The 19,530-nt window shown below is 43.4% G+C and carries 16 protein-coding genes; 7 read left to right on the plus strand and 9 right to left on the minus strand.

Annotation, left to right across the window (positions count from 1 at the left end; genetic code table 11):
• Positions 1 to 635 precede the first annotated feature (635 nt).
• Together guaA and dnm_RS28860 are read right to left on the minus strand one after the other, a co-directional pair.
• Complete coding sequence (guaA, locus tag dnm_RS28855) at positions 636 to 2,165, minus strand: glutamine-hydrolyzing GMP synthase (protein WP_207680319.1); 1,530 nt, start codon at positions 2,163 to 2,165, stop codon at positions 636 to 638.
• A 1,442-nt stretch (positions 2,166 to 3,607) separates the two neighbouring features.
• Positions 3,608 to 4,186, minus strand: coding sequence for a Uma2 family endonuclease (locus dnm_RS28860; protein WP_207680320.1), 579 nt, complete (start codon positions 4,184 to 4,186; stop codon positions 3,608 to 3,610).
• Positions 4,187 to 4,709: 523 nt separating this feature from the next.
• On the opposite strand from dnm_RS28860, the gene dnm_RS28865 reads away from it, so the two are divergent.
• The 7 genes from dnm_RS28865 (at position 4,710) to dnm_RS28895 (ending at position 12,514) form a co-directional block, all read left to right on the plus strand.
• Positions 4,710 to 4,946: a hypothetical protein gene (locus dnm_RS28865; protein WP_207680321.1), complete on the plus strand. Its 237-nt coding sequence runs from the start codon at positions 4,710 to 4,712 to the stop codon at positions 4,944 to 4,946.
• 22 nt (positions 4,947 to 4,968) lie between these two features.
• Complete coding sequence (locus dnm_RS28870; RefSeq protein WP_207680322.1) at positions 4,969 to 5,109, plus strand: hypothetical protein; 141 nt, start codon at positions 4,969 to 4,971, stop codon at positions 5,107 to 5,109.
• 448 nt (positions 5,110 to 5,557) lie between these two features.
• On the plus strand, positions 5,558 to 6,409 hold the full coding sequence (locus tag dnm_RS28875; RefSeq protein ID WP_207680323.1) for a TAXI family TRAP transporter solute-binding subunit: 852 nt from the start codon (positions 5,558 to 5,560) through the stop codon (positions 6,407 to 6,409).
• A 1,417-nt stretch (positions 6,410 to 7,826) separates the two neighbouring features.
• Complete coding sequence (locus tag dnm_RS28880) at positions 7,827 to 9,464, plus strand: hypothetical protein (protein ID WP_207678195.1); 1,638 nt, start codon at positions 7,827 to 7,829, stop codon at positions 9,462 to 9,464.
• Between the two features lie 195 nt (positions 9,465 to 9,659).
• On the plus strand, positions 9,660 to 10,901 hold the full coding sequence (locus dnm_RS28885) for an ISAzo13 family transposase (RefSeq protein ID WP_246555998.1): 1,242 nt from the start codon (positions 9,660 to 9,662) through the stop codon (positions 10,899 to 10,901).
• Between the two features lie 744 nt (positions 10,902 to 11,645).
• Positions 11,646 to 12,005, plus strand: coding sequence for a hypothetical protein (locus tag dnm_RS28890; RefSeq protein ID WP_207680324.1), 360 nt, complete (start codon positions 11,646 to 11,648; stop codon positions 12,003 to 12,005).
• The gene (locus tag dnm_RS28895; protein WP_207680325.1) at positions 12,002 to 12,514 is read left to right on the plus strand and encodes a hypothetical protein; all 513 of its coding nucleotides are present in this window, start codon (positions 12,002 to 12,004) and stop codon (positions 12,512 to 12,514) included. The genes dnm_RS28890 and dnm_RS28895 overlap by 4 nt, the downstream gene beginning before the upstream one ends.
• Before the next feature lie 98 nt (positions 12,515 to 12,612).
• Here dnm_RS28895 and dnm_RS28900 read toward each other — a convergent pair whose 3' ends face one another.
• From dnm_RS28900 to dnm_RS28930, 7 genes are all read right to left on the minus strand, one after another.
• Positions 12,613 to 13,308 carry an ABC transporter permease gene (locus dnm_RS28900; RefSeq protein ID WP_207680326.1) on the minus strand — a complete coding sequence of 232 codons (696 nt, stop codon included), beginning with the start codon at positions 13,306 to 13,308 and terminating at the stop codon, positions 12,613 to 12,615.
• Between the two features lie 12 nt (positions 13,309 to 13,320).
• Entirely contained in the window at positions 13,321 to 14,247 is a 927-nt protein-coding gene (locus dnm_RS28905) for a DUF3786 domain-containing protein (RefSeq protein WP_207680327.1), read from the minus strand.
• Positions 14,248 to 14,539: 292 nt separating this feature from the next.
• Complete coding sequence (locus dnm_RS28910) at positions 14,540 to 14,956, minus strand: hypothetical protein (RefSeq protein WP_207680328.1); 417 nt, start codon at positions 14,954 to 14,956, stop codon at positions 14,540 to 14,542.
• 232 nt (positions 14,957 to 15,188) lie between these two features.
• A complete protein-coding gene (locus dnm_RS28915; protein ID WP_207680329.1) occupies positions 15,189 to 15,386 on the minus strand; it encodes a hypothetical protein in 198 nt (65 codons plus the stop codon).
• A complete protein-coding gene (locus tag dnm_RS28920; RefSeq protein WP_207680330.1) occupies positions 15,370 to 15,729 on the minus strand; it encodes a hypothetical protein in 360 nt (119 codons plus the stop codon). The genes dnm_RS28915 and dnm_RS28920 overlap by 17 nt, the downstream gene beginning before the upstream one ends.
• 29 nt (positions 15,730 to 15,758) lie before the next feature.
• Entirely contained in the window at positions 15,759 to 16,709 is a 951-nt protein-coding gene (locus tag dnm_RS28925) for an RpnC/YadD family protein (RefSeq protein ID WP_207680331.1), read from the minus strand.
• A 522-nt stretch (positions 16,710 to 17,231) separates the two neighbouring features.
• Positions 17,232 to 19,334, minus strand: a complete 2,103-nt coding sequence (locus dnm_RS28930) for a RecQ family ATP-dependent DNA helicase (protein WP_207680332.1) — start codon at positions 19,332 to 19,334, stop codon at positions 17,232 to 17,234.
• Positions 19,335 to 19,530: the final 196 nt, after the last annotated feature.

The following is a 19,530-nucleotide window of genomic DNA, read 5'->3' on the forward strand; positions in this document are numbered from 1 at the left end:
TCCTGAGAAATTACAGTTTTTTATTTTTTATATAAAGAATTATAAAAATTATCCCATTTGCATAGAACTAATTTACTAAGGATTAAAGAAAATTGTTTGACACTGATTCAATCCTTATTAAAGGAATCTCTGTAGTTTTGTTTTTTTGACAATTCCGGGCAGGACTGTTATTTTATCTATTCAAGATGATATCCTATGCCCCTTTTTTCTGGGGTTGTGCATTTGTCCGGTGATTTAATTTACAACCCTGAATTTTATATAAACGAGGCTTATATGACAAGTATAAAAAATATGCAAGCATTGAAAAATAATAATTCGAACTGTTTTTTGAGAAATTATGAATATAATGATATAACTTATTTAATTTAAATAATATTATTATATAATTAAAAAATCAGATTTGAAAGAATGTGCAGATCGAAAAACCCCGAACCAGTCTTGTTTCCGGCCACTGACATGGAAACAAGCCTGACCCGGGCTTGGAACAATGCTGTTGACTTAGGAAGTTCCGGGCGGATCCGGAGTGCAAAAATTTTATTTTTGCGATTGCGAAAAAGTATTTTTCGCACTCCGGAGAAATTCGCCTGCTCTTAAGTCAACAGTATCGCGGGCCTGGGAAGGAGGGGGGTCTCTTGTTATTCCCACTCAATAGTGCTGGGCGGTTTTGAACTGATATCGTAAACCACCCGGTTTACACCTCTCACCTCATTGATTATTCTGTTTGAAATATTGCTTAACAGATCATAGGGCAGCCTTGCCCAGTCCGCTGTCATTGCGTCCTTGCTGGTCACTGCCCGGATGGCCACAATATTCTCATATGTCCGCTGATCTCCCATGACTCCCACGCTCTTAATGGGCAGCAGAACAGCGAATGACTGCCATAATTGTCTGTAGTATCCGCTGGCTTTTATTTCTTCAAGCAAAACAGCGTCTGCTTCTCTCAGCACCGAAAGCCGCTCTTTGGTGATCTCTCCGATCACCCTGATCGCCAGTCCCGGGCCCGGAAAGGGCTGACGCCATACCAGTTCTTCCTCAAGACCGATCTCCTCACCCAGAACACGTACCTCATCTTTAAACAGATATTTCAGAGGCTCCACAAGCTGCAATTTCATCTTTTCAGGAAGCCCTCCCACATTATGATGGGATTTTATCACGGCCGTGGGGCCGCCAAAAGCAGATACAGATTCGATCACATCAGGATACAGGGTTCCCTGGGCCAAAAATTCAGCATCCTTTATTTTACCGGCCTCATCCTCAAAAACGTCCATAAAAATTTTGCCGATAATTTTACGTTTTTTTTCCGGGTCTGTCACCCCGGCAAGGGCTTTGAGAAAAGCGTCCTCAGCGTTTACAAATCGTATGTTGATGTCAAGATGCCGGGTCAGTGTCTTTTTCAGCTTTTCCCCTTCATCTTTTCGCAACAGGCCATTATCCACAAAAATACAGGTGAGGCTTTTCCCAATGGCTTTGTGAATCAGCAAAGCCGTCACAGAGGAATCCACTCCCCCGCTCAGACCTAATATGACTTTTTTATCCTGAACAGTTTCCCTTATTTCAGCAATGCTGTCTTTGGCAAAAGAGGCCATGGTCCATTCCGGTCTGCATCCGCACACGTCAGAAAGAAAATTTGCAAGCATGGTTTTGCCTTCCGGGGTATGCTCAACTTCAGGATGAAACTGAAGACCGTAAAGATTTCTCTCCTGATGAACAATTGCGGCGATGTCTGTGTTTTCCGTGGAAGCGGTGATTTCAAATCCTTCCGGAAGGGATGCCACGGAATCCCCATGACTCATCCAGCATTTTGTTTTCTTATCAATGTCTTTAAAAAGTCCTTTGTTTTTATTAATGATAAGTTCTGCAAACCCGTATTCCCGTTTTCCTGCTCCTTTCACGGTTCCCCCGAGCGCATCAACCATAAACTGCATCCCGTAACAGATGCCGAGTATGGGAATTCCCAGATCAAAAATACCTTTATCCGCCTTGGGACTTTCTTTTTCATAAATACTTGAAGGTCCGCCGGATAATATGATTCCTTCCGGATTCAGTGTTCTGATGTAATCTGTGTCAATATTGGGCGGCTCAATCTGACAATACACATGGTACTCCCGCACACGACGTGCGATGAGCTGATTGTATTGCGAGCCGAAATCTATGATCAGTATCATGGGTTTCCTTTTTTATTATAACAGAGAATTATAAAATTGAAGGTTAAAATTAAAAATCATAACCATTGAAATTCCTGATTTCTGTTGGGTTGCCTAAATAAATCAAATATGTTAAAGGCTGCTTTAAATGCCGATTTTATATTTTGGATGAAAAGAAAAGTTATGAGATTCCGTCTTGGGAGGCTGTGATAAATCGCTCTTTCAGGGCTTTTCCTAAAGGTTTTCAATTTGCTGATATAGCTTTTAAGAATATGTGCGAAAAACCGCTTCGCTCTATTTTCGCACTCCGGATAATTTTTTTTCTTGAAACTCGATAATCAAGTCTCTTTCTGTCATTCCTGCGAAAGCAGGAATGACAGACTTTTTGTTCGGTCCGGGTCAAAAAACTTGATTATCGAGTTTTAAGAATATGTGCGAAAAACCGCTTCGCTCTATTTTCGCACTCCGGATAATTTTTTTCTTGAAACTCGATAATCAAGTCTCTTTCTGTCATTCCTGCGAAAGCAGGAATGACAGACTTTTTGTTCGGTCCGGGTCAAAAAACTTGATTATCGAGTTTTAAGAATATGTGCGAAAAACCGCTTCGCTCTATTTTCGCACTCCGGATAATTTTTTTCTTGAAACTCGATAATCAAGTCTCTTTCTGTCATTCCTGCGAAAGCAGGAATCCACTGCTCCCGGAAGCGCCGCACCTGCCAAAAACGGATTCCTGCTTTCGCACGAATGACAGACTTTTTGTTCGGTCCGGGTCAAAAAACTTGATTATCGAGTTTTAAGAATATGTGCGAAAAACCGCTTCGCTCTATTTTCGCACTCCGGATATTTTTTTTCTTGAAACTCGATAATCAAGTCTCTTTCTGTCATTCCTGCGAAAGCAGGAATCCACTGCTCCCGGAAGCGCCGCACCTGCCAAAAACGGATTCCTGCTTTCGCACGAATGACAGACTTTTTGTTCGGTCCGGGTCAAAAAACTTGATTATCAAGTTTTAAGAATATGTGCGAAAAACCGCTTCGCTCTATTTTCGCACTCCGGATATTTTTTTTCTTGAAACTCGATAATCAAGTCTCTTTCTGTCATTCCTGCGAAAGCAGGAATCCACTGCTCCCGGAAGCGCCGCACCTGCCAAAAACGGATTCCTGCTTTCGCACGAATGACAGACTTTTTGTTCGGTCCGGGTCAAAAAACTTGATTATCGAGTTTTAAGAATATGTGCGAAAAACCGCTTCGCTCTATTTTCGCACTCCGGATAATTTTTTTCTGTCATTCCTGCGAAAGCAGGAAAGACAGACTTTTTGTTCGGTCCGGGTCAAAAAACTTGATTATCGAGTTTTAAGAATATGTGCGAAAAACCGCTTCGCTCTATTTTCGCACTCCGGATATTTTTTTTTCTTGAAACTCGATAATCAAGTTTTTTTCTGTCATTCCTGCGAAAGCAGGAATTTCAGGAAGAAATATCCTCTGTTTTATCATAGATTTCTGAAAGTTCCAACTCACATCCGATGCTTTCCAGAAAAACTGAGGGGTTTTCCTTATCCGACTCCGTAAGTACCCATTGTTGTTTTTCATTTTTATGAAATCGTTCGATCTTCCGACAGTGCTGAGAGATCATCACATATTCTTTCAATGACCCCACTTTTCTGTAATTCTGAAACTTCCTGCCCCTGTCATAACTCTCGGTGGAATCGGAAAGCACCTCGATAATCACATCGGGATTCAGCAGGGTGTCCTGTCTCTCATCAGTGAATTTTTCATCTCCGCAGACCACCATGACATCCGGATAAGTATATAAACCGGTTGCCTCAGTCTTCAGGCGCATATCGCTCGGATAGGTCCGACAGGGTTTATTTTTTAATTGATAACGAAGTTCACCGATAACATTTGCTACAATAAGATTATGCTTTCTCGAAGCCCCTGCCATGGCAAATATCTCGCCCTGATAATACTCGCTTTTTATCTCCGCGGTTCTTTCCTGCTCGATATATTCCGCCTCGGAAATCATAGAAACAGCCTGTTGCTGCATTTTTCAGCCTCCTTTTGTGGTAAGTATTCGGTGAAACCTGTCAAGGTTATCCTTCATGCTCAGTTCTGGCCGACAAATCTGAACACGCCATCCGGCCGGGGTACACTGTATGCTGTACAGATTGATTTCCATCTATGGCTTGACCAGATTAATAAGATACCTTAAAACTGTGTTAAACTTATTGATTTATCAACAGAAGCCCCAAATATTCCGTATCTGTTTAATTAGGTCAGGCCATAATTTGGCATGATGTTATATTTTTAAATATTATTTCATATAAAACAAAGAAAATCAATAGGGAGGGAGTATTTTTTGAATTATTTTGATTTCTCAGGTTTGCCATGATAGTAACAAAGTTTTCGATAAAAATAAGTTGCTATTTATGATTATTCGGCTATTTTATCAGAAAGTAATAAACAACATCCCCTGATCTCCTTCAGAGAGAAAACCGATCTGGCCTCGTTATCGCCGCCTCTGTTACAGAGGGCAGGGGATATCAACATCAGAAAATAGGAGGAAAAAAATGGGTGAAATCAGGATGACCGGAGAAATTCGGACGGATTATGATTGCGAAGCCACAGGGCTTCCCGCAGAAAGATGGGGAGAAGCTGTCTTCAAAGTAGGAGACGAAGAACTTGTTCTGGAAGTCAGTGTGGAGGAAAATGTCATTGTTGCAATTATGGCAGGTGAGGATGCTGTGTGGAAAGGCACGCTTGATGGCTTAAAGCAGCTTCTCAAAAGTGAGATCAAAGCCAGATAAATTTCAGTCCGGAGTGCCAAACTTGCAGTTTGGCAGAATTCCTCTGTTTCCGGAAATCGGAAATATTGCCAAACTGCAAGTTCGGCACTCCGGATGGCTGTTTTATCGCTTCGTTCTCTGTGATCTGTCCGTCAGCGTTTCGGATGATACAAAAATATCATAAAAAATTTTAGTGACTCATGTACTGATTTGTGCTATGTCCCTTCCGTAATAAATCTGAAAGGAAAAAAATTATAACGCAGATTTCGACTGGTTCGCATTGCTTTTTATATGAAAGTGTTAGGTGTTAGGTGTTAAGTGTTAGGAAAAACTATAAAATTTTTCTGATTGTAACGGAGTTAGGGAAGGGCCGACCAAGCCCTGTAAGGGCGGCATATTTGTAGCAGATCGTTCCCATGTCTCGCGTGGGAGTGCCTTCCGGACGCTTTGCGTCCCGGACAACAGGTGAAAACACGACGCGAAGCGTCTGGGCTGCATTCCCACACGAAGCGTGGGAACGAGACCGAACGAGACTGCTGAGATTGCTGAGTTTTTTATATGCTAATTATAACATAGGGTTATCTGCTTGAAAAAGGGATACTCCGCAACATTTAAAAAGGAGACTGAGAATTATGAAAAAATTTGTTTTTATCATTTCCGCGTTGGCGATGTATTGTTTTGTGTCTTTTTCCGCTTTTGGCGCTGAGAAAAAAATATTGAAAATAGGAACAGGCTCAAAACAGGGAGTCTATAGCACAATTGCCGCGCCGATTATCAAAAAAAATCTCGCTGGCACCAATCTGACCCTGGAGATTGTTCCCGGGGGCAGTAAAATCAATCTGGATAAACTGAAGAAAAAAGAAATTGAGCTTGCCATTGTTCAGTTTGACGCATTGCTTCAGGCAAATGCGGATATTGCGACAATCGGCTTTCTCCATGATGAATATGCCCATCTGGTTGTTTCAAAAAAAAGCAAAATCAACGAGTTCAGCGACCTGAACAAATCGCATACCGTTGCGGTGGGTCCTCTTAATGCCGGGTCTCGTATCACATGGAACAACTTTATTTCGCTGGATAAAAAATATAAAGACGTTGCCACGTTGCCGCTTCGGAATACCAGAGCCATTACCGCGCTTGAATCCGGAGAGGCAGATGCATATTTCTGCGTTACAGGACTGCGGGACAAATATTTGATGGAGGCCAGTAAAAAAAAGGCTTTTACACTTGTTGAAATTGATGCGTGGGCGTTTAATAATCTTAAATACAAAAAGCGCAAAGTCTATGAATTTTTTAAGATTGATGATGATGTCTATCCCGGGCTGATGCCTTCCAAACTGACAACGGCTGTGAAATCCATAAAATTATCAGCAGTGGTCGTGTGCCTCGGGGAATGGGCTGATGAACATGAAGAGGAATTTGAGACGTTGGCGGCCGCAGTATCCAATGCACTGCCTTTGATTAAGCAAAAAACCGAAAATGACTGATTCGGATTCATGTGTCAGTCCGCCAGTGCCCAACTGCACTGACTCTGACGGGTGATATCAGACCTCCGAGGTTTTCAAAACCTCGGAGGTCTTCGGCCGCCCGCCAACAGGATAAACATTTCGGACGGGGTTGCAAGCTAAGGCCCCATTCGACAAGCTCAGGGGACGGAGCTATGCTGTTGACTTAATTAAAAAATTCCGGGCCGATCCGGAGTGCAAAAATTGTATTTTTGCACTTGCGAAAAAGCATTTTTCGCACTCCGGAAAGAACACCGGAAAACCTGTTCAGCCTTAGGTCAACAGTATTGACTTAATTAAAAAATTCCGGGCCGATCCGGAGTGCAAAAATTGTATTTTTGCACTTGCGAAAAAAGCATTTTTCGCACTCCGGAAAGAACAGTATTGACTTAATTAAAAAGTTCCGGGCCGATCCGGAGTGCAAAAATTGTATTTTTGCACTTGCGAAAAAGCATTTTTCGCACTCCGGAAAGAACAGTATTGACTTAATTAAAAAGTTCCGGGCCGATCCGGAGTGCAAAAATTGTATTTTTGCACTTGCGAAAAAGCATTTTTCGCACTCCGGAAAGAACAGTATTGACTTAATTAAAAAGTTCCGGGCCGATCCGGAGTGCAAAAATTGTATTTTTGCACTTGCGAAAAAGCATTTTTCGCACTCCGGAAAGAACACCGGAAAACCTGTTCAGCCTTAAGTCAACAGTATTGACTTAATTAAAAAATTCCGGGCCGATCCGGAGTGCAAAAATTGTATTTTTGCACTTGCGAAAAAGCATTTTTCGCACTCCGGAAAGAACACCGGAAAACCTGTTCAGCCTTAAGTCAACAGTATTGACTTAATTAAAAAGTTCCGGGCCGATCCGGAGTGCAAAAATTGTATTTTTGCAATTGCGAAAAAGCATTTTTCGCACTCCGGAAAGAACAGTATTGACTTAATTAAAAAGTTCCGGGCCGATCCGGAGTGCAAAAATTGTATTTTTGCACTTGCGAAAAAGCATTTTTCGCACTCCGGAAAGAACAGTATTGACTTAATTAAAAAGTTCCGGGCCGATCCGGAGTGCAAAAATTGTATTTTTGCACTTGCGAAAAAGCATTTTTCGCACTCCGGAAAAAACAGTATTGACTTAATTAAAAAGTTCCGGGCCGATCCGGAGTGCAAAAATTGTATTTTTGCACTTGCGAAAAAGCATTTTTCGCACTCCGGAAAGAACACCGGAAAACCTGTTCAGCCTTAAGTCTGGGGCGTCTAAAAACAGCCTTTTTGGCTTAATTTTTTTAACTACAATTTGGACCTCTTCATGTAATCAATTATAGATTCATCTTGATAATATATAGTTTGATTGTTATTTTAACATATTTACCATACTATTATGTCAATATTAATAAAATTACGAGGATTATTATGAGTTCAAAGTCCAAATTGATAAAAAGCAGAGATAACTGGAAGAAAAAAGCGATTGAACGTGGCAAGAATGCACGTTATCATGAAAAAGAAAAGCGCCGTATTAAAAAAGAGCGTGATAAATACAAGAAAGATGCCGATGAAGCCAGAAAACAACTGGAAAAAGAACGTCAGAAAAATACTCAGCCTGTTCACAACAAAGAAGAACTTATCTATATTTGTTTGAAGCTTTTTATAGTTGCTCATATAAGTTTCCGAGCGGTACCGAGAGTTCTCAGAGTTCTTGCTGATTACTTGGGAATAACAAAAGTCCCATGTGTTCAGACAATTATTAACTGGGTCACCCGATTATCCGTAGCAAGACTCCGAAATGCCGTCCCGCTGCGCGGGGCTGAAATTAACAGCAATCCGTTTTCCAACGGCTTTGTTTATATAATAGATATCAGTATTGCCTTAGGAAAAGGTAAAATTCTTACTTTGCTGTCATTGAATGCTAACCATCATGATTTGAATGAAACCGCTCCTACTCTTAAAGATGTAAACTGCGTTGCTGTTTCAGTAGCAGTATCCTGGACTGGTGAGGCCATAGCTGATTTTTTGAAAAAAGTTATCGGTATCGGGGGAATGCCGGTAGCATATCTCAAAGACGGAGGAACAGACCTTGCCAAAGCTACCAGGCTTTTGGCGGAACAAGGCCTTCCCAGTGTCAGCATTGACGATATATCACACACTGTCGCTAATCTTTTAAAACATGAATATCAGAATCATCCGATGTTTGATATCTTTATCTCTGCGGTCGGTAAAGTTTCAAAAAAATTCAAACAGACTGTTCTTGCCTGTCTTGCACCTCCGAAGGTTTCAACAAAATCAAGATTTATGAACCTCCGCCGCCTGGTGAATTGGGCGGCTCAGTTGCTCAGACATTCTCCGAGAGGTCGTGCCCCAAAGGGATCCGTCCTTTCAAAGCTGCGAGCAGGCATTGATCAGATTCCGAGGTGCAGAAATTTTATAGAATGTTTTCTTCGCGACTCAGGTACTCTTTCAGAATGCCAGAAAATACTTAAAACTAAGGGGCTTAACCTGGAAACTTATGAAGAAAGTAAAAAGCTGCTTGAAGCCATTCCTCCGCGATCATCTGTGCGTACAGGTTTTACTAATTGGTTAGACAAACATATCATAATTGCCAAGGAGCTTAAATTAGAAAATATAGGAATGCCAATAACTTCTGATAATATAGAGTCTCTGTTCGCAGTTTCAAAGCAACATGGAACCGGAGAGATAAAAGACGCCAATCGCATAGCTCTGCGCATGCCCGCCATGTGTGGTGAACTGACCAGAGAAGATGCCCGAAGAGTCATGAATATCAGTCTCAGAGAGCAACAAGAATTTTCAGAGTCTTTATTTTCTTTAACCAAACAACGTCGTAAAATCCTGGCAAACCCTGGCAGTCTTGAAATACTCTCGGATAAAACAGCAGAAAATTCTGAGTTTATTCCGGAGTCCGAAAAACGAGCAAAAAAAATTATAAATATAAATATTTCAAGTAATTGTAAAAAAATAACCGGCCCCCTGACCGAGTTGGAAAATCGAGCTGAATCGCTCCCGGAAATTAAGATTTCAGAGGCGGCATGCGGATAAAGTTTTTTTAGGTCAGAGGGATGGTCCAAAAAGCAGTCAAGAAATCGGAGTGAATTTAGACGCCCCACCTTAAGTCAACAGTATTGACTTAGGAATGAGCATGAAATAATATGCCCATTTTGATTTTTATATGTTAAAAAATTGCGTAATCCTGTAAAGTGTATTTCAAAATCACTTTATCAAAAGGAGATTATTATGCAACCCTATTCCTTAGAAGTAGAAGAAATCATGCGGCGATACTATGAGAGTCTGAATGAAAAAGACCGCCGGCGATATGCCGGTATTGAAGCTTTGAAATTGGGACATGGCGGACAAAATTATATTGCCAAAGTCTTGGGTTGCAGCAGGCGGACTGTGCGCAAAGGAGCGATCGAAGTAAGCGGCCTGCCCGGACACATCGTAGCAAAACAAATTGGAAAATCTCCTGCTGAATCTTCTGAAATACGTAAAAAAGGTGGCGGACGCAAACAGTATCTGACTGAGCACCCTGAAATAGACGAGCAGTTTTTGAATGTGGTGCGTGAGCATACAGCAGGAGATCCGATGGATGAAAAGGTACGATGGACAAATCTGAGGGAGTGGGAAATCGCGGAGGCTCTGGAAAAAAAATACGGAGTAAAAGTGAGTCGTAACATTGTCCGTCAATTGCTCAAAAAGCATGACTATCGGTTGCGTAAAGCTCAGAAACGCAAACCTATGAAAAAAAACGTACCAGATCGCGACGCTCAGTTTGACAATATTTTGAAACTCAGATCAGAATACCGGAAGGCCGGTAATCCCGTTATCAGCATGGATACCAAGAAAAAAGAATATCTTGGAAATTTTTACAGGAAAGGCCGACTATATACGCTGGAGGAATTGCAAGTTTTCGATCATGATTTTACAAGTTTTGCCGAAGGTGTCATAATTCCGCATTGTTTTTATGACCTGCGACTCAATATCGGGTATGTTCAGGTGGGAACAAGTCATGATACCAGTGAATTTGCCTGTGACAGTTTCCGTCATTGGTGGTATGGTTACGGTTGCCGAATATATCCAAATGCCACGTCAGTTTTGATATTGTGCGATGGTGGCGGCAGCAACAGTTCCCGACATTACCTTTTCAAACAAGATTTACAAATTCTGGCGGATGAAATCGGGATTGAAATCCGAATCGCTCATTACCCGCCCTATTGTTCCAAATTTAATCCGATCGAACATCGCCTGTTTCCTCATATTACTCGTGCGTGTCAGGGAGTAATCTTTTCAAGTTTGGAGGTGGTGACTGATCTGATAGCCAAAACACATACCAAAAAAGGTTTAAAAGTCTTTGTCCATGTTATTGATAAAGTCTATGAAACCGGTCGAAAAGTTGCTGAAACTTTTAAATCAGAAATGCGAATTGTATTCGACAAAATTTTACCCAAATGGAATTATCGTGCAATTCCAATAAATTAAAATGGGAAAGTTATTTAATACCGATTCCTTAATTAAAAAATTCCGGGCCGATCCGGAGTGCAAAAATTGTATTTTTGCACTTGCGAAAAAGCATTTTTCGCACTCCGGAAAGAACACCGGAAAACCTGTTCAGCCTTAAGTCAACAGTATTGACTTAATTAAAAAATTCCGGGCCGATCCGGAGTGCAAAAATTGTATTTTTGCAATTACGAAAAAGCATTTTTCGCACTCCGGAAAGAACACCGGAAAACCTGTTCAGCCTTAAGTCAACAGTATTGACTTAATTAAAAAGTTCCGGGCCGATCCGGAGTGCAAAAATTGTATTTTTGCAATTGCGAAAAAGCATTTTTCGCACTCCGGAAAGAACAGTATTGACTTAATTAAAAAATTCCGGGCCGATCCGGAGTGCAAAAATTGTATTTTTGCAATTACGAAAAAGCATTTTTCGCACTCCGGAAAGAACACCGGAAAACCTGTTCAGCCTTAAGTCAACAGTATTGACTTAATTAAAAAATTCCGGGCCGATCCGGAGTGCAAAAATTGTATTTTTGCACTTGCGAAAAAGCATTTTTCGCACTCCGGAAAGAACACCGGAAAACCTGTTCAGCCTTAGGTCAACAGTATTGAGGGGACAGAGGCGGGGGCCGGGGTCAGGGTGCAGGGGCCGGAGTTTAGCAGAATCGCTACTCATTGAGCCTCTCGAAACGAGCAAACACCTAACACCTTCATAAGATGGATAAATTAATGAGAAGTCAGTTATTATTTCCCATACTCATTTTCATTGCAGTAACATGCCTTGTCAGCGGATGCACTGATGAACCTGAACAAAAAAATCAGGGCGTGAACACACTCATGCAAATGCTCATGGATTTGAGAAATGAAAATGTTCAACTGAGGAAAAATATGGCAAAAAAGGCAGAAAAATTCGGCAGTCTCACAGAGCAAATCACATTGTTAAGCACTGAAAACGCCCGTCTTAAAACAAATGTTGCAAAAACAAATATTCACTCGGTGGGGAATAAGTTTCTCCTGATTCTGGTATTTTTAATTGTATTGATTATTAATAACGCAGTCTGGTTCATCATCTATAGGAGAAAGCAATGACAGATATGTTATTCCGTATCTTAACGAAAATGTTCCTGAGATTTGTCCTTCCGATCATACTCATCATTATAGGCTCAATATTTGCTTTCAATCTCATTAGTTATAATATTTCCAATACATCAGCTCACACCACCCTGGATGGTCTGCTGAACAATCTGGTTCATTCCATAGAAAAAAATTCAGGTGAAAAAGTGTCAATTGTAAAAGAATATGAAAAAAGAATCTATGACATGATGCTTTCTGATCTGCAAAATGACAAAACAATGTTTTACATATTAATGGTAGCCATCTCACTTATTTTTTTGGTCATTTTTATGAACCTTATTAAAATATTAACGGCTTTAAATCCGAGCATTCTTATCTTTCCCGAACGGTATGAGGTTGTTCCGAAGGAGGAAGCCGAGGCAATGAAAGTGCTTAAAAAAGTTATCGGACAGGAACAATTAATGAAGGAAAATGTCATGCGGTTACTGGATCACAGAAAACAGAAACGCAGTTCAAGGGCATAGCGTTTCGGGAATGCGCCAATTACAGTTTGGCAAATATTTTCAGCGAAAATACTTGCCAAATTGTAAGTTTGGCACTCCTTGTTTATGTGGGGGGGCAATTAATCAGGAACTCTTCCTTGGAAATAGTTTATCACCACATTGACGACCAGACTGATACTCATCAGAATCATTCCGAGGGCCACGGCCAGAACAAATTCTCCTTTGTCATATTCCAGTGCCATTGCAGTTGTCATGGTTCGGGTAAAGCCCTTGGCATTTCCGCCCAGCATCATGCTGATCCCTATCTCCGAGATTACCCGCCCGAATCCCCCGACAATGGCGGAGACGATTCCGAAACGGGCTTCATGTAAAAGTACCAGTGCTGTCTGCACCTGATTCGCTCCGAGGGTCATGGCGGTCTTTCTGTAGCGGCTGTCAATGCGGCTGATGGCCGAGATGGTGAACGTGGTCACTATGGGAATGATCAGGATGATCTGTCCGATGATAATGGCCTTCTGGGTGTAAAGCAAATCAAAGTCCCCGAGTATTCCTCTTCTGGAAATGAACGCGTAGGTGAAAAGACCAATGACCACCGTGGGCAGCGCCAGCATGGTGTTCAATATGGTGATCACGGCTCTCCTGGCCTTAAACTGACTTACGGAAATGAAAAACCCCAGGGGAACCCCCGCGAGAGAAGCGATCAGAGTGGAGGACAGACTTACTCTGAGAGAAACAACAACAATATTGAACAGATCAGGATCAAAAGACTTCAGAAGCGTCAATGCTGATAAAAAGCTGTCTGTAAAAAAATTCATGGCTCAGTTGATTTATATTTTTGTTGTTTCAGGACCGATCAGCAGGGCAAGAGAAACCAGACTCACCAACCCCCATATGGCATCCCCTGCAAAACAGGCTTCAATGGAACGATCAAAAAGAACGGAAATTCTGGGTTCAAATTCCTCATCACCTTCCCAGAGAAGATAATACAGAGGAACCCTGGGAAAAGGCAGCAACATATATGCAACATCTGCCATATCTGCGGGCCTGCCTTTCAGATATTCCGCTGCTTTTCTGAATCCGTCCGGGTCATTCCCGTAACGCTCCAAAAGAGGAGCAGTTTTAAGTTCATGAGGCCCCTGAAAAAAATGAGCTTCTCTGAGGTCTTTGGCACCCACGATATCCTTTCCAAAGGGATAAAGAGAATTCACATGATTCAGATAGACCAGTGTGATCAGTTCAAGGAGGGGATCATCTGTCTTTTCCCACTGTCCCCTGTTCAGACGTTTCAGACAGCGGCTTCCAATATCCACCCGCACGTTTTCATGCAAAAAACGAAAAACCAGTCCTCCGGAAGGATGCGGGTCCGCGAGAGTAAAATTACAGAGTTTGTTTACATCTCTTTGTTGCAGTTTATCCCAGAACTCCGGGGGGACAGTGATCCGGACTTTGTTGTGGTCTAAAGCCGGGGGTCTCTGCTCACGCCGTCTTTTCTGCATTTCCAGAAATCCCTGACCAAAAGGATAAAGCCCCATCAAGAAGTTATCACAGGGAAATGAATCACAGTCTCTCATACAATACTCAAAATTGTTCATACATGCGCAGGACAGAACAGCGCAGGAAGCGCCGAAAATTTTTTCCTGAGCCTCAATTTTCATACGGGCTTCCAGGCTCTTTCCTGATCCGCAGCCAGAACATACCTCCAGAAGTTTTAATTTGCAAACATCACAATTGATTCCACAGGCTCCGGTTGGCATGGTGTCACCTCCTTGTCAGTTGTCAGTTGTCTGATTCTGACGAATTTTATTGACGGTTATATTCTGTTTCCGAAAGTACAGGGAAGCGGGATAAGAAAAGGAAAGCGCGCTTTCCCGTCTTTTTCCGAAAGTACGGGAAAATCGGTTAAGAAAAGAAAAATACGCTTTCCCCTTCTTATCTTTCGTGCCTGTACTTTTTACACAACTGTCATTTTTTCACCTGCCAGGTGAGATACTGTTCCCTCATAACCTCCTGATGGATGATAGCTAAATTAATTATATATTCATGTTGTTATTCAGCCATCAGATAGATAGCTCCGATTTCAAACCCCTCTTCAGGCGTACCATGATCAGAGCCGTTATGAAAAAAAGTCGGTTCGTATTTCTCTTTGCTATATGTGTAAAACGCCACACTCCATCTGTCTTCTGAAAAATGACGAAGTCTGCAAAGATGTGTGGGCGTGTTTCGAACCCTTTCAATATACTGCTCACGAGTTTCCGGGTACCCGGGCGGTGGAAAACCATCCGGCACATGGGGTTCCATATATGCGTCAATATAGCAGAACTGTTTCCGAAAACGTATCTCAAGACGCGTATATCTGCCAGCATAATGTTTTTCAGCATAAGCCAAAATTCGTTTTCTGGTACTTTCTTTTGTTTTTTCCGGAATTTTCACTCCTCCCGCGTGAGGATCATAAACCCATGGCATAATATTAATTTCCTCTCTTCTGATTAAGCTGTTGGTAAAAAAGAAACCCGGCTTTCGTGACAGCGGAGAAACCCGGCTTTCGGACAGCGGAGAAACCCGGCTTTTTTTCCGGACAAAGTGTCTCCCCGGCCCGGAAAAGCCGGGTTTCTTCCCCGTCCGTCCTGTCTGCCCCGCGGGCCTGAAAACCTTTTCGATCTGGTGATTCTATGTAAACAGATGTGCTGGCCCCGGGTTAATGACTCTGTTTTTCGGACCGCATATCTTTTGCCAGTTTTTTTATTTTGCTGATTTCCAGTCCTGTGAACAAGGCGATCTGTTCCGCTGTCAGCACTCCGGAACTCAGCATTTTTATCGCTGTCTCTTCCAAAGCCTCAGTTCGGCCTTTTTCCATTCCTTTTTCCATTCCTACTTCTTCAACAGACTGTAACATTTTTACCTCCTGATAAATCGGGTTTGTCCGAATAATTTCCTGAAACTGCTTTTCCTCCTCGCTGTTCAGTCTGATACTCGATGATCAGGTTCATTTCTGTCATTCCGTTCGACGACTCGACTGAGCTTGCCGAAGTATGATCTCGCCGAAGTATGAACTCACGCCGAAGCCTGCAAAAGCAGGAATCCGAAGCTTTCGGAAGCGCCGCATCAGCCAAAAACTCCTCCGGAATCCCGGGTATCCCCTTCACCGTCCCGGCCTTGATCATGGGGCATTTTTTCTTAGAATAATAATAAGAAGCTGCCGGTGCGTTCCCAAACTGTCGTTTCTGCGGATTTGTCACTGACTTATTTCAGTTCTGCTGACCTGGGCTTAATGACTCTGTTTTTCGGACTGTATATCTTTTGCCAGTTTTTTTATTTTGCTGATTTCCAGTCCTGTGAACAAGGCGATCTGTTCCGCTGTCAGCACTCCGGAACTCAGCATTTTTATAGCGGTTTCTTCCAGAGCCTCAGTTCGGCCTTTTTCAACCCCTATCTCAACCCCTTCCTCAATTCCTACTTCTCTGACAGACTGTAACATTTTTACCTCCTGATAAATCGGGTTTGTCCGAATAATTTCCTGAAACTGCTTTTCCTCCTCGCTGTTCAGTCTGATACTCTCCTGAATCAGCGAATAAAGCGTGGCCCGTTTCCTCCCCTCCGGAATCCCGGCTATCCCCTTCACCGCTCTGGCTTTGATCATGGGGCGTTCTTTCTTAGGATAATCCGTGAGGGGCAGATATGCGGCAGCCAGAGGGTTTTCTCCGATCTTTTTCTCAAAATCCTCCGCCTTGTGCGTTTTCAGCTTAATCAGACGGTATGTAAATTCATTTATGGGATATCGGCCCAGGGAAAGCGAAAATTTGTCTTTCACAGGTTTTCGCCATTTTGCAGGATCGGTGAACATGGCAATGGGAAAGATCAGTTTTTCATGCCTGAAATAAATCCCGCAAAAATAGTGAAACATGCGTTTTTCAAAATCTGTTTCCCGCCCGCTCTGCTGTTCCCAGTGAATCAGTATCCACTCCGGTTTTCCGTTCAGATGTATCTGAAGCAGTATCAGGGCATCCGTGATTTCATAATGATCCTCTTCTGTTTTTTCATCTTCGGATTCTCCGGCCAGAAGCGCGATCAGTTCCTTGTCCAGAAATATCGCTGTTTCGAATTGCATGATCTTCGCAAGATCAGGAAAGAACAGTTCAAAATATTCCTTCAGGAAAAGTGTCAGTGTCTCCTTATGACGAATATCGAATTTGTTGGATGCTTTTTTCTTTTTCTTCAAGATGTCTCCTCTGTTTCAAATGTTCTGCCCGCTTGTTTTTCAGATAGAATATTGCCGGCGCATTCCAAAAATGCTGTGCTGATGGAAAATTGTTGAAAATCATTTTTTCATTGTCTGAACCGCTGATTGCACTGACTATAATTTTAATATATCAGGAAATGATTCGGTAAGCAAATGAATTTTATCATCGGAAAATGGAACCATCCGAATTTTCTTTGTTTTTTTGTGCGTCTGCGGCGTTCACTGATTTGCGGATGATGTGAAATAAAAGCAGGACAGATGAACTCACACAAACCCGGTGATGAATCAGGCAGACTCCCCTCAAAATTCGATATCAAGATCACTCGCCAGCTCAAATGAAAGGCTGTTCAGGTGCCGGAATATCCCCTCAGATACTGTGATTGTGGTGACACTCATCTTTTTTTGACCCGAGACAGAATATGCCGGGCTTATTTTTTTCTGTATTTGATATTCAGAATATCACTTCATTCTCTTTTTGTCAAAGCCATAATTTGTCTTGTTTCAAATCATCCCCCTGGCTCCAAGCCGCCACCGGACACGCGCCATGGTCAGCGGAACAATTTCCCCGGACACACCGGCCTGCCTTCGCAACACCCGGACCGCCTCCTTTAAGGTCGCTCCGGAACCAATATAATCATCCAAAAGCAGCACCCCGTGTCCGGAGATGTTCGGAAGCTGATGCGTGATGTGCATTTTGTCCCTGACGTTCTCCCTTCGCTGGTCGTTATTGAGCAATTCTCCCTGGCGATGCGCGGGCATCTCTTTCCAGGAAAGCAGGTCAAAATAAACAGGAATGCCGATCATTCGGGATGCCGCATTACCGGTAAATTCCCGTTGCATCCAGGTTCTTGAGGGAAGCAGAACCACGGCCCCGAACTCATGACGTTTCCTCAGAAACTCCAGTTTTCTGAGGAGCAGTTTTTCAAGATCAGGAGGTAACTGAGGAAAGCTTTTTCCTTTGCTGTTTTCAGCCCGCTGGCGCATGAATTGGACAAACAGCGGTGCCCGAAGGTCTCCGTTCAGCAAAGAAAAACCTTGTGACATCTTCGGGATTTTTGTCGCGGAAATAGGCACATCTCGTTCAGCCAACCATCGGGCCGCATCTCCTGTGAAGGAAGCTGCGAAATCCGAGGGAAACACATCCGGACGACACTGGCTGCACCGGCCGCAGGGTTCCGCGTGATCATCTCCCAGGGCCACTCTGAGCGACTGCATCAGACAACCGGCTTCTCCCCGTCCATAGTTAAGCATGGATTCCAGCTCCGTCTTGCGCACGCTATTCTGGTTTGTGTAGCGGGTGAGATCAGGTGCAGTTTTTTTCTCTGTGCGGCAATAGACCTGTTTCCGGCTGACCAGCTTTTTTTTGATCAGTCCCTGCTCCGTGAGTTCTGCCAGAATCAAATTCACCCGCGTGGGATGAAGGCCAGTTCTGACTTTCACGGCAAAGAGGCCCGGGAGGGCATTTTTCTCATCAGGCCGGATATTCGCATACACGGTGCGGAAATCCTCCAGGCTGGGCAGGGCCGACCGGATAAAGTGATCCTGAATGCGCCGGTCCCTTTCATCAAACAGGAGAATTCCCCGGGCAGGAAGACCGTCTCTGCCAGCCCTGCCCACTTCCTGATAATACGCGGTAACAGAACCTGGAATGTCTGTATGAACGATAAAACGAATATCAGGCTTGTCAATGCCCATTCCCAGAGCATTGGTGGCCGCAATGGCCTTGCGGGTTCCCTCCATGAATGCCTGTTGTAACTCACGTTTCCGTTCCGAATCATATCCCGCATGATAGGAAACAACATCCAGATTTTTCTCTGTAAGGTATTCGCTGATGACCTCAGTTCCTTCTCTGGTGGCGCAATAAAGAATACCGGCGCCTTCTGCCTCCCGGACAAGCTTTTCCAAGACTTCGAGTTTCTGAGCGGTTCCCTGTACCGGTATCACCCAAAGGCTGATATTGGGGCGGTCCATGCCTGTCCGAAGGATTTTCAGAGGATTGCCTGCGGGATCTGTCAGCTGACGGGCAATATCCGCTTCTGTGCGCTGATTTGCCGTGGCTGTGAGGCCCAGGACCCGGAGATGAGGGGTCTTTTCCTCAAAACTGCGGACCGCGTTCACGATCTGACGATAGGAAGGGCGGAAATCATGGCCCCAGGTGGAGATGCAATGGGCCTCATCCACCACCAGGAGGCCCACATTCAGCCCAAGGAGAAATTCGTAGGTTTCCAGATTGTCCAGCTTTTCAGGGGCCACAAAGAGGATTCGAATGCGGCCCTGAGACGCGGAACGCTGGGCCGCGGCGTTTTCCTCAGCGGTCTGATCAGAATTAATGCTGGCGGCCGGGATGCCGAAGCGTTCGTTCAAATGCCGGATCTGATCCCGCATCAGCGCCAGCAGCGGAGAAATCACCAGGGTCAGTCCGTCCGTCCACAAAGACGGCAACTGATACAGCAAAGATTTTCCATATCCTGTGGGCTGAATGCATAACACCCGACGATCTTCCATCAGGGTTCGGATGGCCGCTTTCTGGCCGGGCCGGAAGGCATCAAAACCGAAATATTTTCGAAGGTCTTGTTCCATATTGATTTTGGAGAGGTCTTTCATTTGATTTTTCCTTCAGCAGGATGCGCAGGTGACTGCTCACGCTTGCATCTTCGCAGATATCTGATTATAAAGGATTTAGGGGAGGGCTTGGTCGGCTCCCCTAACTCTCTGTGTAAAGGACAAAAAGAAAATGTAGGGTGGGTTTCGCTTCGCTGCACCCACCCTACTTTTTTACATTTCGGGCAGATTATTTTTT

It is taken from the genome of Desulfonema magnum (genome assembly GCF_017377395.1).
In the GTDB taxonomy this organism is placed as follows: domain Bacteria; phylum Desulfobacterota; class Desulfobacteria; order Desulfobacterales; family 4be13; genus Desulfonema_C; species Desulfonema_C magnum.

Coding starts and splice junctions, on each gene's coding strand:
- guaA (WP_207680319.1), bottom strand. CDS start 2,165: ATGATACTGATCATAGATTTCGGCTCGCAATACAATCAGCTCATCGCA.
- dnm_RS28860 (WP_207680320.1), bottom strand. CDS start 4,186: ATGCAGCAACAGGCTGTTTCTATGATTTCCGAGGCGGAATATATCGAG.
- dnm_RS28865 (WP_207680321.1), top strand. CDS start 4,710: ATGGGTGAAATCAGGATGACCGGAGAAATTCGGACGGATTATGATTGC.
- dnm_RS28875 (WP_207680323.1), top strand. CDS start 5,558: ATGAAAAAATTTGTTTTTATCATTTCCGCGTTGGCGATGTATTGTTTT.
- dnm_RS28880 (WP_207678195.1), top strand. CDS start 7,827: ATGAGTTCAAAGTCCAAATTGATAAAAAGCAGAGATAACTGGAAGAAA.
- dnm_RS28885 (WP_246555998.1), top strand. CDS start 9,660: ATGCAACCCTATTCCTTAGAAGTAGAAGAAATCATGCGGCGATACTAT.
- dnm_RS28890 (WP_207680324.1), top strand. CDS start 11,646: ATGAGAAGTCAGTTATTATTTCCCATACTCATTTTCATTGCAGTAACA.
- dnm_RS28895 (WP_207680325.1), top strand. CDS start 12,002: ATGACAGATATGTTATTCCGTATCTTAACGAAAATGTTCCTGAGATTT.
- dnm_RS28900 (WP_207680326.1), bottom strand. CDS start 13,308: ATGAATTTTTTTACAGACAGCTTTTTATCAGCATTGACGCTTCTGAAG.
- dnm_RS28905 (WP_207680327.1), bottom strand. CDS start 14,247: ATGCCAACCGGAGCCTGTGGAATCAATTGTGATGTTTGCAAATTAAAA.
- dnm_RS28910 (WP_207680328.1), bottom strand. CDS start 14,956: ATGCCATGGGTTTATGATCCTCACGCGGGAGGAGTGAAAATTCCGGAA.
- dnm_RS28915 (WP_207680329.1), bottom strand. CDS start 15,386: ATGTTACAGTCTGTTGAAGAAGTAGGAATGGAAAAAGGAATGGAAAAA.
- dnm_RS28930 (WP_207680332.1), bottom strand. CDS start 19,334: ATGAAAGACCTCTCCAAAATCAATATGGAACAAGACCTTCGAAAATAT.